Consider the following 22185-nt stretch of genomic DNA (forward strand, 5'->3'; position numbering starts at 1 on the left):
GCGACCACCGGTTCTATCCACAAGCACCCACACGAATTGCTTGATTCGACTTGTTAAAGAGCGTTTCGCTTGAGCTTTCGTCTCAACCGAGGCCGCGCATTCTACAGCAGCCTTGAAGCCTGTCAAGCGTTTCGATGAAGGTCGTTTCGCATCCCTCTCGAGCGCCTGCCCCCGCTACCAGCCTCACAGGCAAGCCCTTGATTTTCAAGGGTTTCCGGTGCCACTGCGCAGGAAGTGGGGCGCATTATAGGGCCTCGAAGCGGGGCGTCAACAGTTAATTGAAATATTCTTTTAAGAACATCTGAATACCACAAGTAAGCCACGCCCTAACCTGAGGCCCTTCGCCAACATAACCTGGCAATGATTGCTTGACCGGTGCATATGGGAAGCCTATCCGCCTACCTTGACGTACTTCCCCTCGGCGGAAACGTTGTGGCCGAAGCCACACTAGTTGCCGGACAGCCGGGTCACCTCCAGTGCATCCTTCCCGGCCGAAAAGTCGTAGACGCAGTCCAGATCGCCCTCTCCGCCTTCGTCCATCGAGTAGCGCGCATGACCGCCCGACAGGTCCAGCGAGGCGGAAAACTCGCCGATGTTGGGGCCGTGATACATGGCCATCAGGCCAGGGGTAATAGCCCTCGAAGTCGAGGCGATAGCCCCTTGCCCTCGCGACCAATCCGAATGACGTTCCAGAGCGACTTCCCGGCGTACTGCCAGTACTCGCCCTCGGCAGAGGCGGACACCTCCGCCAGCGCAGCGGGCAGCTTGTCTTCGATCAGGCCCAGGTTGTGGACCGACTTGCTGTCGTCCGGCATCAGTTGCAACCAAGCTCGGGCCTTCAGGTAGTCGCCCTCGCGGATGTAGGTCACGGCGACATTGTTGTAGGCAGTCGCGATCCTGGCATCATCCAGCTGGCGACTCTCGGACCAGGCAGCCTGCTGTTCGTACAGCTCCCTTGCCTTCGCATAGTCGCGCTGCCGGTAGTGATCACCCCCTTGGGCGGAATACGAGGCTATTGTCAGGCAGTCGGCCTCGATCTGCTGCTCGGTGATTTCCGCCCTGGCCGAAAGCGCCACCCAGCCCAGGAACAGCAAGCGATACCTTTTCATCACACTCCTCATAAAGGAAGGCATCGGAAACAGCCTATTACCTGACACTCGGGTCAAAAACCCCTTTCCCGGACAGGAGCAGGCCGGCCGTGGCTCACCATTCAAGCTCCGGCCCTTTTCCCTGTCCCGCACCGGAAAGCGGGCGGAGCGCCTCGTAGGGCGCATCAAGCTCGATGCCGAAGTGGGTCTTCAAGGCATCGAGATAGGCCTGGCCCTCCGTCAGCTCCCATACCTGCTCTGCCCCCGCACTGACGGTTCTGAGCGTACGGTTGAGGAGCGAGACACGTCCGCCCGGGGTCGGCAGCGCGACGACACGGGCCAAGGAGAAGAGAGAGCCGGGATGGGTCGAGGTGAAGTGGTTGCCCAGCGCGATATCCGCCGGGAACACGTGGCCCAGATCGAAACTGTAGAGGTCGAGCCACTGCCCCTGCTTCAGGGTCTGCAGCATGACGCCGAAGGGCCCGGCCTCGACGAAGCGGAACGTCAGCCCGTCGCGGCTGGCCGGGCGATCGAGCTCGAACGGAATGGGCGCGCGAAAGCCGGGTCCGCCGAAACCGACGTCGGCGATCCACGGCCTCCCCTGCAGCGTCACCAGGATAAACAGATGCTCCCGTCCCGACGGCGGCTCGACCAGATGCACCCGCCCCAGCAGCGGACGCGCCTCGAAACCGATGGCCTGGAGCGCCATCAGGAACAGGCCGTTGAGCTCGAAGCAATACCCCCCGCGCGCCCGGTGCACCAGCTTGTCGCACAGCGCCGCGGGCTCGAGCGAGATGCCGCGCCCGAGCTGGATATCGAAATTCTCGAACGGAATCGTATAGAGCTGGGCACGGTGGAGCGCCTCCAGGCAATCCTGCGTCGGTTGTACGGGGCCGGAATGGTTCAGGCGGGCGAAATAGGCGTCGAGGTCGAAGCTTTTATTGTTCATGACATTACGCTCTGTATTTGTCTGGCCGCCTGGTAGGCAGATTCAGCAGACGGCAAAAGCACAGCTATTTGACGTTACCCGCTGAGTGTTTTGTCAGCCATTTCTTTCGACAATATTGGTTGGGATACCGTCTAGGCTCACTTGATTTTCCTCTTCCCAGTATCGCTTCAAATCTTCATCCCCTTTCTCAACCGCCCAATCAGAAAGCAACTCACGATCACCGACATACGAAAAACAGGGAACGGCCATTCCGCAAGAAGTTTGCACGAGACTAATTGCAACATCGAAAATCTGCCGAGCACCTGGCAATGGTTTGAACAAAGGAAAGAGGTCGTTCCACTCGGAATCGCTTTTGTGGATAACTTTTGCCGAGCCGTAAATTCGAAGAATCAACGGCTTACCATCAAAGGCACAAAACATGACCGTCATCCGTGAATCTTGCTGTACATGGGCAGATGTCTCATTGCCACTACCCGTAACGTTTAGCCAGGCAATGCGGGAGTTGCCTAGAACCCTCAACGAGTCCATGCCTTTTGGAGAGATGTTCACACGGCTGTCTGCAGTGGCCGTCCCAACAAAGAAAATCTTCTGTTCGACGATGAATCGGATATGTTTTTCGGATAGCTCGTTGAATCGCTGACCCATTAGGTGCTCCGTATTTGGAAGCAAACGATGAAGTTGAAGATGCACGCCCCCACGATGTTTGAAGGGAAAAGTTGGCGCGCCCCTCTCAAGCGACAGCCCCTAACCTGGAGGCCATTTCATCTGCCGCCCGCCGAGGACGTGGATGTGCAAGTGATAGATACCCTGCCTGCTTTGCGGATGCGTGTTGATGGCGGTGCGAAAACCCTCCCGTGCGATACCTTCCTGCTCGGCGACACGTCTCACAAGCCCCAGCATCTCACCAAGGAGAGCGTCCGGTGCCTGGAGAACAGTGGAAACCCGCTTTTTGGGGACGACCAAGACATGCACCGGCGCCTGAGGATTCTTGTTACGAAACGCAAAGGCATTCGCGGTCTCGGCGATCCACCTTTTCTTAGGCACGGATTCAAACGAGAACTGTCGCGAATACAGAGGGCAGCTACCTCTTCGTCTGTGATCTATCCGATGCAGATCAGGGACCACAGCAAGGCTATTGGCAAGAGAAGGACGGCGTATCGCAATTTGATGACCTCCAACAATTGGATACCACTAGCGCCATAATATCCAAACGGATGTGATGGATAACATTCCTGCCCATTGCAACCCTCCTCTCCCCCAACCGTCACGCCCACCCCCACCGCAACAGATGAAAAAACACCGGCGCCGCAAAGCACACCGAATCCAGCCGGTCGAGCATGCCGCCGTGGCCTTCGATCATGTGGCCCCAGTCCTTCACGCCACGATCGCGCTTGATGGCGGACATGACCAGGCCGCCGAAGAAACCAAGCAAAGTGACGATCAGAGCGATCAGCGCGGCCTGCCAGACGTCGAACGGGGTGATCCAGTAGAGCGCGGCGCCGGTCAGGCTGGCGAGGGCGATGCCGCCGGCGAAGCCTTCGACGGTCTTCGAGGGCGACAGGCGCGGGGCGATCCGGCGTTTGCCCAGCAGCTTGCCGCAGACGTACTGCAGCACGTCGGAAAGCTGCACCACCAACACCAGCCAGGCGATCAGCAGCAGGTTGCGACCTGCGTAGTCCGGAATGTCGAGGTTCAGCAGGGCCGGCACGTGGGAGATGCAGAACACCGCGATCATGGTGCCCCACTGCACCTTGGCCGCGCGCTCGAGGAAGGCGGTGGTGTCGCCGCCGAAGGCGGCGAGGATCGGCAGCAGGAGGAACACGTAGACCGGGATGAAAATCGAGAACAGTCCGTACCAGTCGTAGGTGATCAGCAGGTACTGCGCAGGCAGCACGAAATAGAAAGCTGCGACCAGCGCCGGGTAGTCGCTGCCGCGGGTCGGGGTCAGGGTGATGAATTCGCGCAGGGCGAAGAAGGACACGGCACAGAACAGCAGGATCACTGCGCCGTGGCCGAGCCAGAAGGCACCGCCGAGCACCGCGACCATCACCCACCAGGCGTTGATCCGCGCGTTGAGGTTGTCGATCACCGGGTTGTCGGCACCGCGGCAGCGCCACTTGAGGACAAAGCCGATCAAGGATGCCAGCGCCAGCAGGGCGCCGATGCCGGCGAACAGCGCGAGGGTGTTGGCTTGCATCAGTCGGCCTCCATGGCCAGGTTCAGCAGGGTTTCACGGGCGCGGGCGAGGAAGGCCTCCTTGCCCTCGCCGGGGCCGAGGCTCAGGGGCGCGCCGAAGGTCACCGTGCACAGCAGCGGCAGGGGCAGCACGCGGCCCTTGGGCATCACCCGGTTGAGGTTGGCGATCCACACCGGCATCAGCTCGACCTGTGGACAGGTGCGGGCGAGGCGGTAGAGGCCGCTCTTGAACGGCAGCAGGCCCTCGCCGGGGTTGCGCGTGCCCTCGGGGAAGAGGATCAGCGAGTCGCCGCCGGCCAGGGCGTCGAGCAGCGGCTGCAGCGGGTTGCTGTGCCGGTCGTGCAGTTCGCGGTCGATCAGCACGCCGTGGAACACCCGGTGGATCAGAAAACGGCGCAGCGCATCGCGCTGCCAGTAGTCGGCGCCGGCCACCGGGCGGGTGCGCGCGCGCAGGGCCGGCGGCAGCGACGACCAGAGCAGCACGAAGTCAGCATGGCTGCAGTGGTTGGCGAAGTAGATGCGCTGCTTCGGCTCCGGGGCGCAGCCGCGCCACAGGCTGCGCGCGCCGGTGAGCAGGCGGGCGAAGCCGGTGATCGGCCAGGCCAGTAGGCGCTGCGCCCGCGAGGGACGCGAGCACGGCGTGGGGGCGGCGGGCAGGTCTTCGCCAGGCGGGGGAATCTGCGGATCGTTCATCGGGCTCGCTCCTTGCGGCGATGCGTTCGGCTCAGGCCGGCGGATGGTTTCGCTCGGCCTCGGCGATGCCCTGGCGCACGCGGTTGGCCAGGGTCCAGAGCAGCAGCGCGGCGATCAGGGCGAGCAGGCCGTCGATCCAGGCGCCGGGCAGCAGGCCGCCGGCGACACCCGCGCCGAGCACGCCGAAGCAGAAGGCGCGGTCGCTCTTGCCCATCGGCCCGTCGTAGCGGCGCCCGGCGCCGGCCAGCGGCCCCATGACTCCGGCGTATTCGACGATCACCGCGAGCAGGGTCACGCCGACCACCGCCAGCGGCGTCACCCCCGGCACCAGCGCGAAAGGCAGGAACAGCGCGCTGTCGGCGATCACGTCGCACAGCTCGTTGAGGTAGGCGCCGAGACGCGACTGCTGGCCGAACTCGCAGGCGAGCATGCCGTCGATGGCGTTCAGCGCCATGCGCAGGAACATCCACAGCGGGATCAGGGCGAACGGCCAGGCGTGGCTGGCAAAGGCGGCGACCAGCGCGCCCAACAGCACGGAAACGACGGCGGCGGCGAGGGTCACCTGGTTGGCGCTGACGCCGCGCTCGTAAAGACGCCGCACCAGGGGGCGCAGCAGGTTCTGGAAACGCGGCTTGAGCTGGTAGATGGAGGGCATGGGCAGGGTCCGTTGCCGGGGGCTTTCCCGAGGGTAGCGCACGATAGCCGCCCTGCCCGGCCGGCGTCCATGTGCCGCGTGCGCCTACTCCGCGCGCCGGCGCAGCACCCCGTAGACCGGCAGCCAGGTGGCCGGAAGCCCCTGGGGCGTGCGCAAGCGCTCGTAGGCCTCGACCAGCGCTAGCAGCCGTGCGCGGCCGGTGAGGCCGTCCGGGCGGCCGGGGTTGAGGTTGTGGGCGCCGAGGGCCTTGAGTTCGTGGGCCAGATGGCGCAGGTCGCGGTAATGCAGCACGCACGTCTCCAGGCGCAGGTCGAGGACGTCGAGGCCGCTGTCGGCACACAGCTGCCGGTAGTCCCGGAAACGGCGGAAGTGGTTGACGTGGACGAAGCCGTCGACCGCCTGCCAGCTGTCCTGCAACTCCTGCAGGGTGCCGGTGCACAGGCTGCTGAAGGCCAGCACGCCGCCCGGACGCAGCACCCGGCGCGCCTCGGCGAGCACGGAGGCGAAGTCGCCGCACCACTGCAGCGCCAGGCTGGAGAAGACCAGATCCTGGCTGGCGTCGGCCAGCGGCAGATGCTCGGCATCGCCGCAGACGAAGTGCGCCGCGCCGCCGCGTGGCCGGGCGTGACGCAGCATGCCCTCGGCGAGATCCAGCGCCATGCCCTGCCCGGCGGGGAAGCGCTCGGCCAGCGCCTGGGAGAAATGGCCGGTGCCGCTACCCAGGTCGACCCAGCGCTGCGCGCGCATGCCGGCCGGCAGGCGGGCCAGCAGTTCGCTGCCGACCGCGCGCTGCAACCCGGCCACCTCGTCGTAGCTGGCGGCGGCACGGGAGAAGGAGGCGGCGACCCGGCGCTTGTCCGGCAGCGGGTTCTGGGGGGTGTCAGTCATCGTCGGCCTCGCGGATGAAGGCGGCCAGCCGCGCGGCGAGCGCCTGCGGCCGTTCGAGAACGAAGGCATGGCCGCTGCCGGCGATGCGCTCGACCGCGCCGTGCGGCAGCAGGGTCTGCAGCGGTTCGGCGGCGGCCGCCGGCACCAGGGCGTCGGCCTCGGCCAGCAGGTGCAGCTGCGGGCCGGCGAAGGCCGCCAGCGCCGCACGGTTGTCCAGCGCGGCGAGCACCGTGAGGCCGGCGAGGCGCTGCGCCGTTTCCTCGGCCGGGATGCCCTGGTTGAGCTGGCGCGACAGGGCGCGGGCCTCGGCGCAGCCCTGGCTGCAGAGCAGCGCGAAGCGCTTGAGGATGGCCGCGGCGTCTCGGGCGCAGCCGTCGCGGAAGGTGGCGAAGGTGTCCCGGGTCATCGCCTGCGGCCAGTCTTCGCGGGCGACGAAGCAGGCGTTGCTGGCCAGGGTGAGCAGTCCGCGGCAGCGTGCGCCGCGCCGCGCCGCCAGCGCCGTGGCGAGCATGCCGCCCAGCGACCAGCCGCCGAGCCAGACATTCTGCGGCAGGCGGGCGTCCAGCTCGGCGAGCCAGCTCTCGGGATCGCCCGCGCCCGGCGCCGGCAGGTCGGCCAACCCGACATCCACGCCCTGCTCGCGCAAGGCGCCGATCAGCGGCTCCAGGGCGGCCGGGCCGAGGCCCCAGCCGGGCAGCAGGATCAATCGGCTCATGCATCATCCTCCGGCAGCAGCGCCCGGCACTCGCCCAGCGCGGCGAGCAGGCGGTCGAGCTGCTCCTCGCTGTGGGCGGCTGAAAGGGTCACCCGCAGCCGCGCGGTGCCGGCCGGCACGGTCGGCGGACGGATGGCGCCGACCAGGAAGCCGCGCTCGCGCAGCAGGCGGGAGAAGTCCATGGCGCGGGCGCTGTCGCCGATCACGAGCGGCTGGATCGGCGTCGGGCTGTCCATCAGGGTCAGGCCCAGCTCGGCTGCGCCGGCGCGGAAGCGGGCGATCAGGCGGTTCAGGTGCTCGCGGCGCCAGCCTTCGCTGCGCAGCAGCTCAAGGCTCTTCAGGGTCGCACAGGCCACCGCCGGCGGCTGGCTGGTGGTGTAGATGTAGGGCCGGGCGAACTGGATCAGCGTCTCGATCAGCGCCTCGCTGCCGGCGACGAAGGCCCCGGCGGTGCCGAAGGCCTTGCCCAGGGTGCCGACCAGCACCGGCACTTCGTCGAGGCCCAGGCCGAAGTGCTCGACGATGCCGCCGCCATGGGCGCCCAGCGGGCCGAAGCCGTGGGCGTCGTCGACCATGACCCAGGCGCCTTTCTCTCTGGCGGTAGCGCAGAGCGCCGGCAGGTCGGCCAGGTCGCCGTCCATGCTGAACACCCCGTCGGTGACCACCAGGGTGTTGCCGACAGCCTTGTCCAGACGGGCGGCGAGGCTCGCCGGATCGTTGTGCAGGTAGCGCGAGAAGCGCGCCCCGGAAAGCAGCCCGGCATCCAGCAGGGAGGCGTGGTTGAGGCGGTCCTCCAGCACCGTGTCGCCCTGCCCCACCAGCGCCGTCACCGCCGCCAGATTGGCCATGTAGCCGGTGGAGAACAGCAGCGCACGCGGGCGGCCGGTGAACTCGGCGAGCGCCTCCTCCAGTTCGTGGTGCGGGGTGCTGTGGCCGATCACCAGATGCGAGGCACCGCCGCCAACGCCCCACTTCTCGCCCCCCTGCTGCAGGGCGCGGATCACCTCGGGATGGTTGGCCAGCCCCAGGTAGTCGTTGGAACAGAAGGCCAGCAGCGGCCGGCCGCCGACGACCACCTCCGGCCCCTGCGGGCTGTCCAGCAGCGGGCGCTGGCGGTAGAGGTGCTCGGCGCGGCGGGCAGCGAGGCGGGCGGCGAGGCGGGCGGCGAGATCAAAGCTCATTGGACTATCCGCAGGGGTAAGGGACGGTGGATAACCGCAAGCGGGTTATCCACCCTACGAACAGGTTTCGGCCTGCGTAGGGTGGATGGCGCTTTATCCATCTACCAAGCGAAGGATCAGGCCGAGGTCGCGTCGTAGAACAGCGCGCTGTTCTTCTGCTCGATCAGCGCCTGCTCGATGGCCGCCTGGTGCACCTCGTCGGCATGCCCCTCGCGCTCCTCCGGCTGGATGCCGAGGCGGGCGAACAGCTGCATGTCCTTCTCCGCCTCGGGGTTGCCGGTGGTCAGCAGGCGCTCGCCGTAAAAGATCGAGTTGGCGCCGGCGAAGAAGGCCAGGGCCTGCATCTGGTCGTTCATCTCGGAACGGCCGGCGGACAGCCGCACGTGGGATTTGGGCATCATGATCCGCGCCACGGCGAGGGTGCGGATGAAGTCGAAGGGGTCGACGTCCTCGGCGTTCTCCAGCGGGGTGCCCTGGACCTTGACCAGCATGTTGATCGGCACCGATTCCGGGTGCTCCGGCAGGTTGGCCAGTTGGATCAGCAGGCCCGCGCGGTCGTCGAGGGACTCGCCCATGCCGAGGATGCCGCCGGAGCAGATCTTCATCCCCGCCTCGCGCACGTGGGCCAGGGTTTCCAGGCGCTCGGCGTAGGTGCGGGTGGTGATGATGTTGCCGTAGAACTCCGGCGAGGTGTCGAGGTTGTGGTTGTAGTAGTCGAGGCCGGCCTCGGCCAGCGCCCGGGTCTGCTCGCGGCTCAGGGTGCCGAGGGTCATGCAGGTCTCGAGGCCCAGGGCCTTCACGCCCTTGACCATCTCCAGCACGTAGGGCATGTCCTTGGCGGAAGGGTGCTTCCAGGCGGCGCCCATGCAGAAGCGGGTGGAGCCGATGGCCTTGGCCTCGGCGGCGGCCTGGATGACCTTCTGCACCTCCATCAGCTTGGCCTTGTCCAGGCCGGTGTTGTGATGGCCGGACTGCGAGCAGTACTTGCAGTCCTCCGGGCAGGCACCGGTCTTGATCGACAGCAGGGTCGACACCTGCACGCGGTTGGGGTCGAAGTGCTGGCGGTGCACCGTCTGCGCCTGGAACAGCAGGTCGTTGAACGGCAGCTCGAACAGGGCCCGGACCTCGTCGAGGGTCCAGTCGTGGCGCAGGGGAGCGGTGGCACTCATGGGTTCTTCCTTGCAAGAAGGGCCCGGGCGGTCGGGCGTTCGGTCGACAAGCCACGACCTGCTAGAGTGCGTGGCGCTATAGGGATGAGCGGCATAAGTTTAGGGAAGCCCGATGCGCTGTCAACCAAACCCATTGAAAGCGGTTTACAACTGGTTAAAAAACAATCAGAACTGTCTCTTGTGCGACGAGCCGGCCGAAACCGGCCTGCCGCTGTGCACCAGCTGCGAGGCCGAACTGCCGTGGCTCGGCGCGCATTGCACGGTCTGTGCCCTGCCGCTGCCGGTGGCAGGCCTGGTCTGCGGCGCCTGTCAGAAAACGCCGCCGGCCTTCACCCGGGTGGAGGCGCCCTGGCGCTACGCCTTTCCGGTCGACACCCTGATCGCCCGCTTCAAGCACCAGGCACGCTGGCCGCTGGGCCGGCTGCTCGGCGAGCTGCTCGCCCGCCATCTGCAACATGCCTTCGCCGAGGGCCTGCCGCGCCCCGACTGCCTGCTGCCGGTGCCTCTGGCGAAAGGCCGCCTGCGCCGGCGCGGCTTCAACCAGGCGCAAATGCTCGCCCGCTGGCTGAGCCAGTCACTGCAATTGCCGGTGGAGGAAAACCTGCTGCAGCGCCCGCAGGACACCCCGGCCCAGCAGGAACTGGATGCCGCCACCCGGCGCCGCAACCTGCGCGGCGCCTTCGCCCTAGCCGATCACGCGGCGGTCGCCGGCCGCCACCTGGCGCTGGTCGACGATGTGCTGACCACCGGCGCCACCGCTACAGCCCTCGCCCGCCTGTTGCGTGCGGCCGGTGCCGCACGGGTCGACGTCTACTGCCTGGCGCGCACGCCGAAGCCGGACGGGAGCTGAGCGGATCCGGACGCGTCGCGGCCAAGGCCGCGCCTACGGGCACTGCAGCGCAGTGCCCACCGATACAGCACGCCTGTGCAACCGCTAGACTGTGGACCATAGTCCCTGGAGTTCCCCATGAGCCATCCCTTCGATTCCCTCACCCCCGACCTGGTCCTCGACGCCGTGGAGAGCCTCGGCTATCTCAGCGACGCCCGCGTGCTGGCGCTGAACAGCTACGAGAACCGCGTCTATCAGGTCGGCATCGAAGACGGCGAACCGCTGATCGCCAAGTTCTATCGGCCGCAGCGCTGGAGCGATGCGGCGATCCGCGAGGAGCACGCCTTCAGCCTGGAACTGGCCGACTGCGAGGTGCCGGTGGTTGCACCGCTTTCCAAGGATGACGAGACCCTGTTCGAGCACGCCGGCTTCCGCTTCGCCCTGTTTCCCCGGCGCGGCGGCCGGGCGCCGGAACCGGGCAATCTGGACCAGTTGTACCGCCTCGGTGGCCTGCTCGGCCGCCTGCATGCAGTGGGTGCGAGCCGACCGTTCGAACACCGCGAGGAGCTGACGGTGGCCAACTTCGGCCACGACTCGCTGGCCACCCTGCTCGACGGCGGCTTCGTCCCAGCCAGCCTGCGCCCGGCCTACGAGTCGGTGGCCCGCGACCTGCTGGCGCGCCTCGACGCGCTGTTCGGGTCGACGACCTACCGGACGATCCGCATCCACGGCGATTGCCATCCGGGCAACCTGCTATGCCGCGACGAAACCTTCCATATCGTCGACTTGGACGACTGCCGCATGGGCCCGGCGGTGCAGGACTTGTGGATGATGCTCGCCGGCAGCCGCCAGGAGCGCCTTGCCCAGCTCGCCGAGCTGATGGACGGCTACCAGGAGTTCCACGACTTCGACCCGCGCCAGTTGGCGCTGATCGAGGGCCTGCGCGCCCTGCGCCTGATCCACTACAGCGCCTGGCTGGCGCGGCGCTGGGACGACCCGGCGTTCCCGCCGAGCTTTTCCTGGTTCGGGACCGAGCGCTACTGGGGCGACCAGGTCCTCACCCTGCGCGAGCAGCGGGCGGCGCTGGACGAGGAACCGCTGCGGCTGTTCTGAACCGGGCCTTGCGGCCCCGGTCGAGACAAGAGTCTGCACGAAACGGACAGACGGCCCGGATCCTTGCCCCTAGAATCGACGGCCTCGCCAGCTGCCGATCGGGACCACCGCATGCATGCCGCCAACCCGCGCCGCGGGTATCTGCTGGGCCTCACCGCCTACGGGATCTGGGGCCTGTTTCCCCTCTACTTCAAGACCCTGTCAAGCATCCCCGCCGAGGAAATCCTGGTCCACCGGGTGCTCTGGTCGGCGCTGTGTGGGCTGCTCCTGCTGCAGCTCTGGCGGCATCCGGGCTGGTGGCGGGAGCTGCGCGCGCATCCACGGCGCGTCGCCGTGCTCGCCGGCAGCAGCCTGCTGATCGCCTGCAATTGGCTGCTCTACGTCTGGGCGGTGAACAACGGGCGCATGCTGGAGACCAGCCTGGGTTACTACATCAACCCGCTGGTCAACGTGCTGCTCGGCCTGCTGCTGCTCGGCGAGCGCCTGCGCCCGTTGCAGTGGCTGGCGGTCGGGCTGGCGGCCCTCGGCGTGCTGCAGCAACTCTGGCAGCTCGGCAGCCTGCCGTGGATCTCGCTGGTGCTGGCCTTCTCCTTCGGCTTCTACGGGCTGATCCGCAAGCAGGCGCCGATCGCCGCGCTGCCCGGCCTGCTGGTGGAAACCTGGCTGCTGCTGCCGCTGGCCCTCGGCTGGCTGTGGCTGCATCCGGGCGCCAGCAGCGCCCAGGACACCTTCTGGAGCACGTCGCAGGCGCTCTGGCTGGCCGCCGCCGGCCCGGTCACCCTGGTGCCGCTGCTCTGCTTCAACGCTGCGGCTCGGCACCTGCCCTATGCCACCCTGGGCTTTCTGCAGTACCTGGCGCCGACCCTCGTGCTGCTGCTGGCGGTGTTTGTCTACGGCGAGCCGCTGGAGCGGGGAAGGCTGTTGGCCTTCGTCTGCATCTGGCTGGGCCTGGCGGTCTACAGCCTGGATATCTGGCGCGGCCTACGCCAGGCGTCCGCCGGCCCATGACCCTGTACGTTTTTCGCGCAAACTGCTACAGGCCAGGTCCCGCCTGGCCTGTAGCCAAGACTCCCAAGCTTATCCACAGAGGCATTCACGCCAGCTGTGCACAAAACCAAGACACTGCTCATTTTTCGATCAAGTTCCGGCAAGCCCCGCCCCGCCTGGCACATCGGCCGGACTCCCCAGGTTATCCACAGCGCTGTCCAGCCGATCTGGGGATTGGCTGCCTGTCTGCTTGCTCTCATGACCCGGGGCCGCAGCGATGCTGACCCTGAACCTGGGCCCCTTGGCCCTGCCCATACCCTACCTGTTGCTGCTCGGCAGCCTGCTGCTGGCCCTGCTGACCGGCTGGTGGACCGGCCGCGCCAGCGCGCGCAATCCCGAGCCACAGCTGTTCCGCCTGCTGCTGGTTGCCCTGCTGGTCGCGCGGCTGACCTTCGTCGTCAGCTACTTCGAGCACTATCAGGAAGCATGGTGGCGGGTTGTGGATATCCGCGACGGCGGCTTCATCGCCTGGCCCGGCGTGCTCGCCGCACTGTTGCTGGGCGCCTGGCAGGCCTGGCGCGACCGAGCGCTGCGCCAGCCGCTCGGCCTGGCACTGGCAGTCGGCGTGCTGGGCTGGGGCGCGAGCAACCTTGTCTGGCAAGCCGTGGAGCGCGAGGCGCACCTGCCCACGCTGACCCTGCACGACATGCATGGCGCGCCGGTGCAGTTGCAGGACTATCGGGGCAAGCCCCTGGTGATCAACCTCTGGGCCAGCTGGTGCCCGCCCTGCCGGCGCGAGATGCCGCTCCTGGCTCAGGCCCAGGCCCGGGAAGGCGGACTGACCGTCCTGTTCGTCAACCAGGGCGAGAGTGCCGGGGACATCGCGCGCTTTCTCGCTGGCAGCGCGCTCCCCCTCGAGAACGTGCTGCTCGACCAGAACGCCCGTCTCGGCCGGCAGGTCGGCTCCGGTGCCCTGCCCACCACCCTGTTCTACGACGCCGGGGGCCGCCGGATCGGCAGCCACCTCGGCGAGCTGTCCCGCGCGAGCCTGGCCCGCGCCCTGGAAACCCTGCACGAGGATACCCAGCCATGATGCGTTTCGAACGCCTTTCCCTCCTGCTGGCCGGCCTGAGCCTGCTGGTGGCGCCTGTCCGGGCCGAGGAGCTGCCGGCGCCGATCAAGGCCGCCGAAGCCCGCGGCGCCGAAATCGTCGGCACCTTCGAGGCACCGGGCGGCCTGAAGGGCTATGCCGCCCGCTATAACGGCCAGGGCATGGCGCTCTACCTGACTCCCGACGGCCAGCACGTGCTGATCGGCAACCTGCTCGATGCCCAGGGCCAGGACCTGACCCGGCCGCAGCTGGAAGAGCTGGTCTACGCACCGATGGGCAAGGAGATGTGGGCGCGCATGGAGCGCAGCGCCTGGATCGCCGACGGCAGCGCCGCGGCGCCGCGCACCGTCTACCTGTTCTCCGACCCGAACTGCCCCTACTGCACCCTGTTCTGGAAACAGGCGCGGCCCTGGGTCGACTCCGGCAAGGTGCAGCTGCGCCACATCATGGTCGGCATCCTGCGCGCCGACAGCGCCGGCAAGGCCGCCGCGCTGCTCGCGGTCGAAGAACCGGAGCGGGCTCTGCGCGAACATGAGGCTGCCGGCAAGGCCAGTACGCTCAAGGCCCTGGCGGAGATCCCGACACAGATCGGCAAGCGCCTGGAGGACAATCTCGAGCTGATGAACGCCTTGGGCGCGATGGCGACTCCAGCCATCTTCCACCTGGACGAGCGGGGCCGTCTGCAGCAACAGCAGGGCGCCCCCGATCCGGAGGCGCTGGCGCAGATCCTGGGGCCGAAATAAGCGGCCCTACTCCTCGTCAGGACGCAGAATCAGCTCCACCATCAGGTCGTCGGCCAGGGTTTCCAGGCGCTGCTGCAACAGCTCCAGCGACAGTTCCATGGGGACCGCCAGCTGGGCCTGGGCATGGAACAGCATCTCGCTGCTCATCGGCGCCGGCGCCACCTCGGTGTCCAGGCCTTCCAGGTTGACGCCGTGCTCGGCGAGCAGGCGGGTGATGTCGCGCACGATGCCGGGACGGTCGTTGCCGACCAGCTCCAGCTGGATCGAGCGCCAGGCGGTAGCCGGCTCGTCGCCGCTCGGCGCCAGCAGCACGCGGATGCCCTGGCCCTCCAGGTCGTGCAGCGCGGCGGAAAGGTCGCCATGCGCCGCCTCGGGCACGGCTACCCGCAGGATGCCGGCGAACTGTCCGGCCATGCGAGCCATGCGGCTCTCCAGCCAGTTGCCGCCATGCTCGGCGATGCACTGGGCGATCTGTTCCACCAGCCCCGGCTTGTCCCGGGCGATTACCGTCAGTACCAGATGATCCACAGTCGTCTCCTTCTGCTGGCGAATTTGTGCCCCGCCTCGGTTAGCGGCGGACACACCGGGCTGCCAGACTCATTTTTCGAAGAGAATGGCAAGGCGAAAAACGCGCTCTCAGAGTATAGGCACGGTACCGCCCTTCAGCCGTTTCGCACGACGGCGAACGCTCTTGTCTGACTTTCGTCGTAGGTAATCCCCTGCGACACAGCTTTCCCCGCAGCCTTTATGTAGTATGCTGCGCCACGCACTACAAAACGAACGGGCGCCGTCCCGGTGCGATCCGGAATTCAACTGAAAACGAGGCAAACATGACCGAGCGCGTTCAAGTCGGCGGCCTGCAAGTCGCCAAAGTCCTGTATGACTTCATCAATGCCGAAGCCATCCCCGGCACCGGCGTCGATGTCGCCGCCTTCTGGGCCGGCGCCGCCAATGTCATCCACGACCTGGCACCGAAGAACCGCGCCCTGCTGGCCAAGCGCGACGAACTGCAGGCGAAGATCGATGCCTGGCACCAGGCCCGTGCCGGCCAGGGCCACGACGCTGCAGCCTACAAGGCCTTCCTGCAGGAGATCGGCTATCTGCTGCCGGAGCCCGAGGATTTCGCCGCCACCACCGAGAACGTCGACGACGAGATCGCCCGCATGGCCGGCCCGCAGCTGGTAGTGCCGATCATGAATGCGCGTTTCGCCCTGAACGCCGCCAACGCCCGCTGGGGCTCGCTATACGACGCCCTGTACGGCACCGATGCCATCCCGGAAACCGATGGCGCCGAGAAGGGCCAGGGCTACAACAAGGTCCGCGGCGACAAGGTCATCGCCTTCGCCCGCGCCTTCCTCGACGAGGCCGCGCCGCTGGAAGGCGCCTCCCACAGCGACGCCGCCGGCTACCGCATCGACGGCGGCAAGCTGGTCGTCGCCCTCAAGGGCGGCAACGCCACCGGCCTGAAGAACCCGGCCCAACTGGTCGGCTTCCAGGGCGAGGCGGCCGCGCCCAAGGCCGTGCTGCTCAAGCACAACGGCATCCACTTCGAGATCCAGATCGACCCGCAGAGCCCGATCGGCCAGACCGACGCCGCCGGCGTGAAGGACGTGCTGATGGAAGCCGCCCTGACCACCATCATGGACTGCGAAGACTCGGTGGCCGCCGTCGACGCCGACGACAAGGTCATCGCCTACAAGAACTGGCTGGGCCTGATGAAGGGCGACCTGGCCGAGCAGGTCAGCAAGGGTGGCAGCATCTTCACTCGCACCATGAACGCGGACCGCGAGTACACCGCGGCGGACGGCAGCACCCTGACCCTGCACGGCCGCTCCCTGCTGTTCGTGCGCAACGTCGGCCACCTGATGACCAACGATGCCATCCTCGACAAGGACGGCAACGAGGTGCCGGAAGGCATCCAGGACGCCCTGTTCACCAGCCTGATCGCCCTGCACAACCTGAAGGGCAACACCAGCCGCAAGAACAGCCGCACCGGCAGCGTCTATATCGTCAAGCCGAAGATGCACGGCCCCGAGGAAGTCGCCTTCACCAACGAGCTGTTCGGCCGCGTCGAGGATGTCCTCGGTCTGACCCGCAACACCCTGAAGGTCGGCATCATGGACGAGGAGCGCCGCACCACGGTCAACCTCAAGGCCTGCATCAAGGCCGCCCGCGAGCGCGTGGTGTTCATCAACACCGGCTTCCTCGACCGCACCGGCGACGAGCTGCACACCTCCATGGAAGCCGGCGCGATGATCCGCAAAGGCGAGATGAAGAACGCCGCCTGGATCAAGGCCTACGAAAACTGGAACGTCGACATCGGCCTGGCCTGCGGCCTGTCCGGCCGCGCGCAGATCGGCAAGGGCATGTGGGCCATGCCCGACCTGATGGCCGCCATGCTCGAGCAGAAGATCGTCCACCCGCTGGCCGGCGCCAACACCGCCTGGGTGCCGTCGCCGACCGCCGCCGCCCTGCACGCCCTGCACTACCACAAGGTCGACGTGTTCGCCCGCCAGCAGGAGCTGGCCAAGCGCGAGCGCGCCTCGCTGGACGACATCCTGACCATCCCGCTGGCCAAGGACACCAACTGGAGCGCCGCGGAGATCCAGCAGGAGCTGGACAACAATGCCCAGGGCATCCTCGGCTACGTAGTGCGCTGGATCGACCAGGGCGTCGGCTGCTCCAAGGTCCCGGACATCAACGACGTCGGCCTGATGGAAGACCGCGCCACCCTGCGCATCTCCAGCCAGCACATCGCCAACTGGCTACGCCACGGCGTGTGCACCCTCGAGCAGGTCATGGAAACCATGAAGCGCATGGCCGTGATCGTCGACCGTCAGAACGCCAACGACCCGCTGTACCGTCCGATGGCGCCCAATTTCGACGGCGTAGCCTTCCAGGCTGCCGTCGAACTGGTGGTCGAAGGCACCAAGCAGCCCAACGGCTATACCGAGCCGGTACTGCACCGCCGTCGCCGCGAATTCAAGGCCAAGTACGGTCGCTGAACCCCTCCGGCAGGGATGCCGACCCGGAGCGCCAGCCGGCGCTCCTCCGCGCCGCGCACTCTTTTCCTCCCTGCGAATGTGCCGCGGGGGCCCGCCGAAAATCCGCATTTTCCCTGTCCGCCGTCAATCCGCGCGGCCCGACCTGAGGCGCCGTGTCCACTGCCTGCATGTCAGAATTGAGGGCGGACATCCAGCCCCCAAGGAGAACACCCGATGAGCAAGACGGACGCCTTCGCCGAGGCCGGCAAGACCGCGGTCATGCAGAACATCCAGGGCACCATGCAGTTCCTCCTCCAGTATCCGCCGTTCGACCAGATGGAGAGCAGCCATCTGGCCTATCTGGTTGAGCATTGCCGGCTGCGCTTCTATGCAGCGGGCGACTCCATCGTCAAGCCGGCCGACGGACGGGTCGAGCACCTGTGCATCATCAAGCAGGGCCATGTCCTCGGCCAGCGCCCGAGCCTCTCCGGCAACGGCATCGACACCACCATGGAGGTCGCCCCTGGCGAGTGCTTCCCGGTGGCGGCGATGGTCGGCGAACGGCCGACCCGTACCGACTACATCGCCGCCGAAGACACCTTCTGCCTGCTTCTCGAACGCCAGGCCTTCGCCAAGCTGCTGACCAGCTCGGACCCGTTCCGCGACTTCGCCCTGCGCGGGGTCAGCAGCCTGCTCGACCTGGTCAACCAGCAGGTCCAGCTCAAGGCTGCGGAAACCCTCGGCGCGCAGTATTCGCTGGATACCCGCCTCGGCGAGCTGGCGGCGCGCCGCCCGGTCTTCTGTACCGCCGGCACCAGTCTGCGCGAAGCCGTTCGGCTGATGAACGAGCAGCACGTCGGCAGCCTGGTGATGGTCGACGAGGCCGAATACCCAATCGGCATCTTCACCCTGCGCGACCTGCGCCAGGTGATCGCCGAGGGCAGCGGCGACCTCGCTCAGCCGCTGGAGGAGGTGATGGTCCACGATCCGGCCCGCCTGCCGCCGTCGGCTACCGCCTTCGACGCCGCCCTGACCATGACCCAGCGGCATATCGCGCATATCTGCGTGGTGGAGCACGATCGCCTGGTGGGGGTGATTTCCGAGCGCGACCTGTTCTCCCTGCAGCGCGTCGATCTGGTGCATCTGGCGCGCACCATCAGCAGCGCCAGCAGCGTGGCCGTCCTGGCGGCGCTGCGCAGCGACATCGCCCGCCTGATCGACCACATGCTCGCCCACGGTGCCAGCCCGGCGCAGTTGACCCACATCATCACCCAGCTCAACGACCATACCGTGAGCCGGGTGATCGAGCTGATGATCGAGAAGCACGGCGGTCCGGGCGTGCCCTTCACCTGGCTGGCATTCGGCAGCGAGGGGCGTCGCGAGCAGACCCTGCACACCGACCAGGACAACGGCATCCTCTTCGAGGCGGCCAACTCCGGCGAGGCCGAAGCCATCCGCCAGCGCCTGCTGCCACTGGCCCGCGAAATCAACCTGGCCCTCGACCGGTGCGGCTTCAGCCTGTGCAAGGGCAACGTCATGGCCGGCAACCCCGAGCTGTGCCTGTCGCGCCAGGAGTGGCTGCGCCGCTTCACCGGCATCATCCAGTCACCGAGCGCCGAAAATCTGCTGCGCTCGACGATCTTCTTCGACCTGCGCCCGGTCTGGGGAACGACCCAAGGCTGCCGGGAGCTCATCGACAGCCTGCTGGCGATGATCGCCGAGAACACCCTGTTTCAGCGCATGATGGCCGGCAATGCCCTGCAGCATCGCCCGCCGATCGGCCGCTTCCTGCGCGACTTCGTGGTGGCCAGCCGCGGCGCAGAGAAGGACACCCTGGATCTCAAGGTGGAAGGCCTGACCCCCTTCGTCGACGGCGCGCGCATCCTCGCCCTGGCCAACGGCATCCACGACAGCAATACCCTCGAGCGCTTCCGCCAGCTGGCGGCGAAGGGGGTGATCGAGCCCAAGAATGCGGCGTCCTACGAGGAGGCCTACCACTTCATCCAGCTGATGCGCATGCAGCACCACCAGCGGCAGCAGCACGAAGGCCGCAAGCTCAGCAACCGCCTCGATCCGGATACCCTCAACAGCCTCGATCAGCGCATACTGCGGGAATCCTTCCGCCAGGCGCAGCGCCTGCAGAGCCGACTGAGCGTGCGATATCAGCTATGAATCCGTTTGCCTTCCTGTCTTCCCTGGGCATCGACAGGCCGTCGCTCGACGACGGCCAGCGGCGGCGCCTGCGCCGCCTGCCGGCACCGCCGCACCTGGACAGCCGCCCGCTGCACGCCCAGCGCTTCGTGGTACTCGACCTGGAGACCACCGGCCTCAACGTCGACCGCGACATCGTCCTGTCGATCGGCGCCGTGGTCATCGAGAACGACGCCATCGACCTGGCCCACCAGTTCGAGTGCACCCTGCAGCGCCGCCTGAGAACCGTGACCGAGAGCGTGCTGATCCACGGTATCGCGCCCAGCGCCCTGGCCGGCGGTACCGTTCCGGCCGAAGCGCTGCTGCAGTTCATGGAGTATGCCGGCGACTGCGTATTTCTCGCCTTCCATGCGCCCTTCGACCAGCGCATGCTGAGCCGCGCCCTGAAGAACGAACTCGGCTACACGCTGCGTCATCCCTTTCTCGACGTCGCCGACCTCGCGCCCATGTTGTTCCCCGAGGCACTCGTCCATCCGGGAGGTCTGGACCAGTGGATCCAGTACTTCAAGCTCGACATGCCCCAGCGCCACCACGCCTCGGCCGATGCCCTGGCTACCGCGGAGATCGCCCTGATCCTGTTCAACCGCGCCCGGCGCATGGCCCTCGACAACATGGCCGAGCTGGGCGAGCGGGCTGCCCGCTGGCATCGCTCGCGCCGCGCCGTCCATCACTCCCTCTGAGCGATAACTCGCGATCTTGCTTGCGCGATCAGTCCGGAGAAACGTGTCCGATTTCGCCAGGTCATTGCTCTCCCGTTTGCGCGAGAGGATTAGGGAGAGAGGTATTGTCACGACCCAGCCCTCTCCTCCGGCCTAGGCATCTGCACGCTGGTCTTTCTTTCGCACAAAAAAAACCAGCGCCCGAAGGCGCTGGTCTTCCTGCTGCAGGTCAGGCGATCAGTGGGCGATGGCCGCACCGGCACCACGCGGAATGCGGATGTCCTCGATCAGTTCCTGAATCTGTGCCGGCGGCGGCGCGGTGATCATCGACACGACATAGGTCACGATCACGTTGAAGATCATGCCCAGGGTGCCGATCCCTTCCGGGGAGATCCCGAACCACCAGTGCTGGGCATTGTCCAGCGACGGGTTGATGAACTTGAAGTAGACGATGTAAGCGAAGGTGAACGTCAGACCGACGATCATGCCGGCAATCGCCCCCTGCTTGTTCGCTCGCTTGGAGAAGATCCCCAGGACGATGGCCGGGAAGAACGAGGCCGCGGCCAGACCGAAGGCGAACGCCACCACCTGTGCCACGAAGGCTGGCGGATAGATGCCGAAGATACCCGCCACGACCACCGCGACCGCTGCCGCGACCCGTGCCGCCAGCAACTCCTGTTTCTCGCTGATCTTCGGCATCAGCGTGCTCTTCAGCAGGTCGTGGGAGATCGAGGTGGAGATCACCAGCAAGAGACCGGCGGCGGTGGACAGCGCGGCGGCCAGACCGCCGGCGGCGATCAGGGCGACCACCCAGCCCGGCAGATTGGCGATTTCCGGGTTGGCCAGAACCATGATGTCGCGGTCCACATACAGCTCGGTCGCGGCAGGGGTCGGAGCGTTGGTCACCTGGCGCTCGCCATGCTCGCCCGGCGCCTTGTCGAAGGTCGGCGCACCGGCGAACGGGGCACCCGGGCCGTACTGGATCTTGCCGTCGTCGTTTTTGTCCAGCCAGGCCACCAGACCGGCCTTCTCCCAGGTCTTGAACCAGCTCGGCACCTCGGCGTAGCTCACGCCCGGAATGCTGGTCAGCAGGTTGGTGCGGGCGAAGGCGGCCAGCGCCGGTGCAGTGGTGTAGAGGATGGCGATGAACAGCAGGGCCCAGGCAGCGGACTTACGGGCATCGCGCACCGTCGGGGTGGTGAAGAAGCGCACGATCACGTGGGGCAGGCCGGCGGTGCCGACCATGAGTGCCATGGTGATGAAGAACACGTCGATGGTGGACTTGGTACCGTCGGTATAGATGTTGAAGCCCAGTTCGGTACCCAGGCCGTTCAGCTTGTCCAGCAGGTAGGTGTCGCTGCCCAGCACGGTGCTGCCGAAGCCCAGCTGCGGGATCGGGTTGCCGGTCAGCATCATCGACAGGAAGATCGCCGGCACCATGTAGGCGAACATCATCACGCAGTATTGCGCCACCTGGGTGTAGGTGATGCCCTTCATGCCGCCGAGCACGGAATAGAAGAACACGATGGCCATGCCGATGATCACGCCGGTGTTGATGTCCACTTCCAGGTAGCGGGAGAACACGATGCCGACGCCACGCATCTGACCTGCCACATAGGTGAAGGAAATGAAGATCACGCAGATCACCGCCACCAGACGTGCGGTGGACGAGTAGTAGCGCGCACCGATGAAGTCCGGCACGGTGAACTTGCCGAACTTGCGCAGGTAGGGCGCCAGGCACATGGCCAGCAGCACGTAGCCGCCGGTCCAGCCCATCAGGTAGACGCTGCCATCCAGGCCGACGAAGGAGATGATGCCGGCCATGGAGATGAAGGATGCCGCCGACATCCAGTCGGCGCCGGTGGCCATGCCGTTGAGCACCGGGTGCACGCCCTTGCTGGCGACGTAGTATTCGCTGGTGGATCCGGCGCGGGTGTAGATCGCGATGCCGATGTACAGCGCAAAGGTCGCGCCGACAAAGAGGTAGATCAGGGTTTGGGTGTCCATGCTCGGC

Annotated in this window: 22 protein-coding genes; 8 read left to right on the forward strand and 14 right to left on the reverse strand. The window is 66.7% G+C overall.

What is annotated here, in order from left to right; translation table 11 throughout:
- Nucleotides 1-447: 447 nt before the first annotated feature.
- From GCU53_RS25690 to bioB, 12 genes are all read right to left on the reverse strand, one after another.
- A complete protein-coding gene (locus tag GCU53_RS25690) occupies nt 448-612 on the reverse strand; it encodes a hypothetical protein (protein ID WP_208845469.1) in 165 nt (54 codons plus the stop codon).
- A gap of 5 nt (nt 613-617) precedes the next feature.
- Nucleotides 618-1109, reverse strand: coding sequence for a tetratricopeptide repeat protein (locus tag GCU53_RS09755; protein ID WP_208845470.1), 492 nt, complete (start codon nt 1107-1109; stop codon nt 618-620).
- Nucleotides 1110-1203: 94 nt separating this feature from the next.
- Entirely contained in the window at nt 1204-2037 is an 834-nt protein-coding gene (locus GCU53_RS09760) for an arylamine N-acetyltransferase family protein (protein ID WP_152387436.1), read from the reverse strand.
- Between the two features lie 93 nt (nt 2038-2130).
- Nucleotides 2131-2682 (reverse strand): pyridoxamine 5'-phosphate oxidase family protein, encoded by a 552-nt coding sequence (locus tag GCU53_RS09765; protein ID WP_152387437.1) that lies wholly within the window; start codon nt 2680-2682, stop codon nt 2131-2133.
- Nucleotides 2683-2781: 99 nt separating this feature from the next.
- A complete protein-coding gene (locus GCU53_RS26770; protein ID WP_425278166.1) occupies nt 2782-3162 on the reverse strand; it encodes an HIT domain-containing protein in 381 nt (126 codons plus the stop codon).
- Nucleotides 3163-3301: 139 nt separating this feature from the next.
- Nucleotides 3302-4234 carry a phosphatidate cytidylyltransferase gene (locus tag GCU53_RS09775; RefSeq protein WP_152387439.1) on the reverse strand — a complete coding sequence of 311 codons (933 nt, stop codon included), beginning with the start codon at nt 4232-4234 and terminating at the stop codon, nt 3302-3304.
- Nucleotides 4234-4926 carry a lysophospholipid acyltransferase family protein gene (locus tag GCU53_RS09780; protein WP_152387440.1) on the reverse strand — a complete coding sequence of 231 codons (693 nt, stop codon included), beginning with the start codon at nt 4924-4926 and terminating at the stop codon, nt 4234-4236. The genes GCU53_RS09775 and GCU53_RS09780 overlap by 1 nt, the downstream gene beginning before the upstream one ends.
- Before the next feature lie 31 nt (nt 4927-4957).
- Nucleotides 4958-5581 (reverse strand): CDP-alcohol phosphatidyltransferase family protein, encoded by a 624-nt coding sequence (locus GCU53_RS09785; protein ID WP_152387441.1) that lies wholly within the window; start codon nt 5579-5581, stop codon nt 4958-4960.
- Nucleotides 5582-5665: 84 nt separating this feature from the next.
- Nucleotides 5666-6469: a malonyl-ACP O-methyltransferase BioC gene (bioC, locus tag GCU53_RS09790; RefSeq protein WP_152387442.1), complete on the reverse strand. Its 804-nt coding sequence runs from the start codon at nt 6467-6469 to the stop codon at nt 5666-5668.
- A complete protein-coding gene (locus GCU53_RS09795) occupies nt 6462-7184 on the reverse strand; it encodes an alpha/beta fold hydrolase (RefSeq protein ID WP_152387443.1) in 723 nt (240 codons plus the stop codon). The genes bioC and GCU53_RS09795 overlap by 8 nt, the downstream gene beginning before the upstream one ends.
- Complete coding sequence (bioF, locus tag GCU53_RS09800; protein ID WP_152387444.1) at nt 7181-8365, reverse strand: 8-amino-7-oxononanoate synthase; 1185 nt, start codon at nt 8363-8365, stop codon at nt 7181-7183. The genes GCU53_RS09795 and bioF overlap by 4 nt, the downstream gene beginning before the upstream one ends.
- Before the next feature lie 116 nt (nt 8366-8481).
- Nucleotides 8482-9534: a biotin synthase BioB gene (gene bioB, locus GCU53_RS09805; protein ID WP_152387445.1), complete on the reverse strand. Its 1053-nt coding sequence runs from the start codon at nt 9532-9534 to the stop codon at nt 8482-8484.
- 112 nt (nt 9535-9646) lie between these two features.
- Between bioB and GCU53_RS09810 the strand changes: the two genes are divergently transcribed.
- From GCU53_RS09810 to dsbG, 5 genes are all read left to right on the forward strand, one after another.
- Entirely contained in the window at nt 9647-10384 is a 738-nt protein-coding gene (locus tag GCU53_RS09810; RefSeq protein ID WP_208845471.1) for a ComF family protein, read from the forward strand.
- Between the two features lie 117 nt (nt 10385-10501).
- Complete coding sequence (locus tag GCU53_RS09815; RefSeq protein WP_152387447.1) at nt 10502-11476, forward strand: serine/threonine protein kinase; 975 nt, start codon at nt 10502-10504, stop codon at nt 11474-11476.
- Nucleotides 11477-11587: 111 nt separating this feature from the next.
- The gene (gene rarD, locus GCU53_RS09820) at nt 11588-12484 is read left to right on the forward strand and encodes an EamA family transporter RarD (protein ID WP_152387448.1); all 897 of its coding nucleotides are present in this window, start codon (nt 11588-11590) and stop codon (nt 12482-12484) included.
- 256 nt (nt 12485-12740) lie between these two features.
- A complete protein-coding gene (locus tag GCU53_RS09825; protein ID WP_152387449.1) occupies nt 12741-13556 on the forward strand; it encodes a TlpA family protein disulfide reductase in 816 nt (271 codons plus the stop codon).
- On the forward strand, nt 13553-14317 hold the full coding sequence (gene dsbG, locus GCU53_RS09830) for a thiol:disulfide interchange protein DsbG (protein ID WP_152387450.1): 765 nt from the start codon (nt 13553-13555) through the stop codon (nt 14315-14317). The genes GCU53_RS09825 and dsbG overlap by 4 nt, the downstream gene beginning before the upstream one ends.
- A 6-nt stretch (nt 14318-14323) precedes the next feature.
- Here the strand turns inward: dsbG and GCU53_RS09835 are convergent, their stop codons facing one another.
- The gene (locus GCU53_RS09835) at nt 14324-14845 is read right to left on the reverse strand and encodes a glycine cleavage system transcriptional repressor (protein ID WP_152387451.1); all 522 of its coding nucleotides are present in this window, start codon (nt 14843-14845) and stop codon (nt 14324-14326) included.
- Between the two features lie 302 nt (nt 14846-15147).
- Between GCU53_RS09835 and GCU53_RS09840 the strand changes: the two genes are divergently transcribed.
- From GCU53_RS09840 to GCU53_RS09850, 3 genes are all read left to right on the forward strand, one after another.
- The gene (locus tag GCU53_RS09840; RefSeq protein ID WP_152387452.1) at nt 15148-17322 is read left to right on the forward strand and encodes a malate synthase G; all 2175 of its coding nucleotides are present in this window, start codon (nt 15148-15150) and stop codon (nt 17320-17322) included.
- Between the two features lie 213 nt (nt 17323-17535).
- The gene (locus tag GCU53_RS09845; RefSeq protein WP_152387453.1) at nt 17536-19473 is read left to right on the forward strand and encodes a putative nucleotidyltransferase substrate binding domain-containing protein; all 1938 of its coding nucleotides are present in this window, start codon (nt 17536-17538) and stop codon (nt 19471-19473) included.
- Nucleotides 19470-20192, forward strand: coding sequence for a 3'-5' exonuclease (locus GCU53_RS09850; protein WP_152387454.1), 723 nt, complete (start codon nt 19470-19472; stop codon nt 20190-20192). The genes GCU53_RS09845 and GCU53_RS09850 overlap by 4 nt, the downstream gene beginning before the upstream one ends.
- A gap of 216 nt (nt 20193-20408) precedes the next feature.
- Here the strand turns inward: GCU53_RS09850 and GCU53_RS09855 are convergent, their stop codons facing one another.
- Complete coding sequence (locus GCU53_RS09855; RefSeq protein ID WP_152387455.1) at nt 20409-22178, reverse strand: sodium:solute symporter family protein; 1770 nt, start codon at nt 22176-22178, stop codon at nt 20409-20411.
- Nucleotides 22179-22185 lie beyond the last annotated feature (7 nt).

Origin of the sequence: Azotobacter salinestris, assembly GCF_009363155.1 — a bacterium.
GTDB lineage: Bacteria > Pseudomonadota > Gammaproteobacteria > Pseudomonadales > Pseudomonadaceae > Azotobacter > Azotobacter salinestris.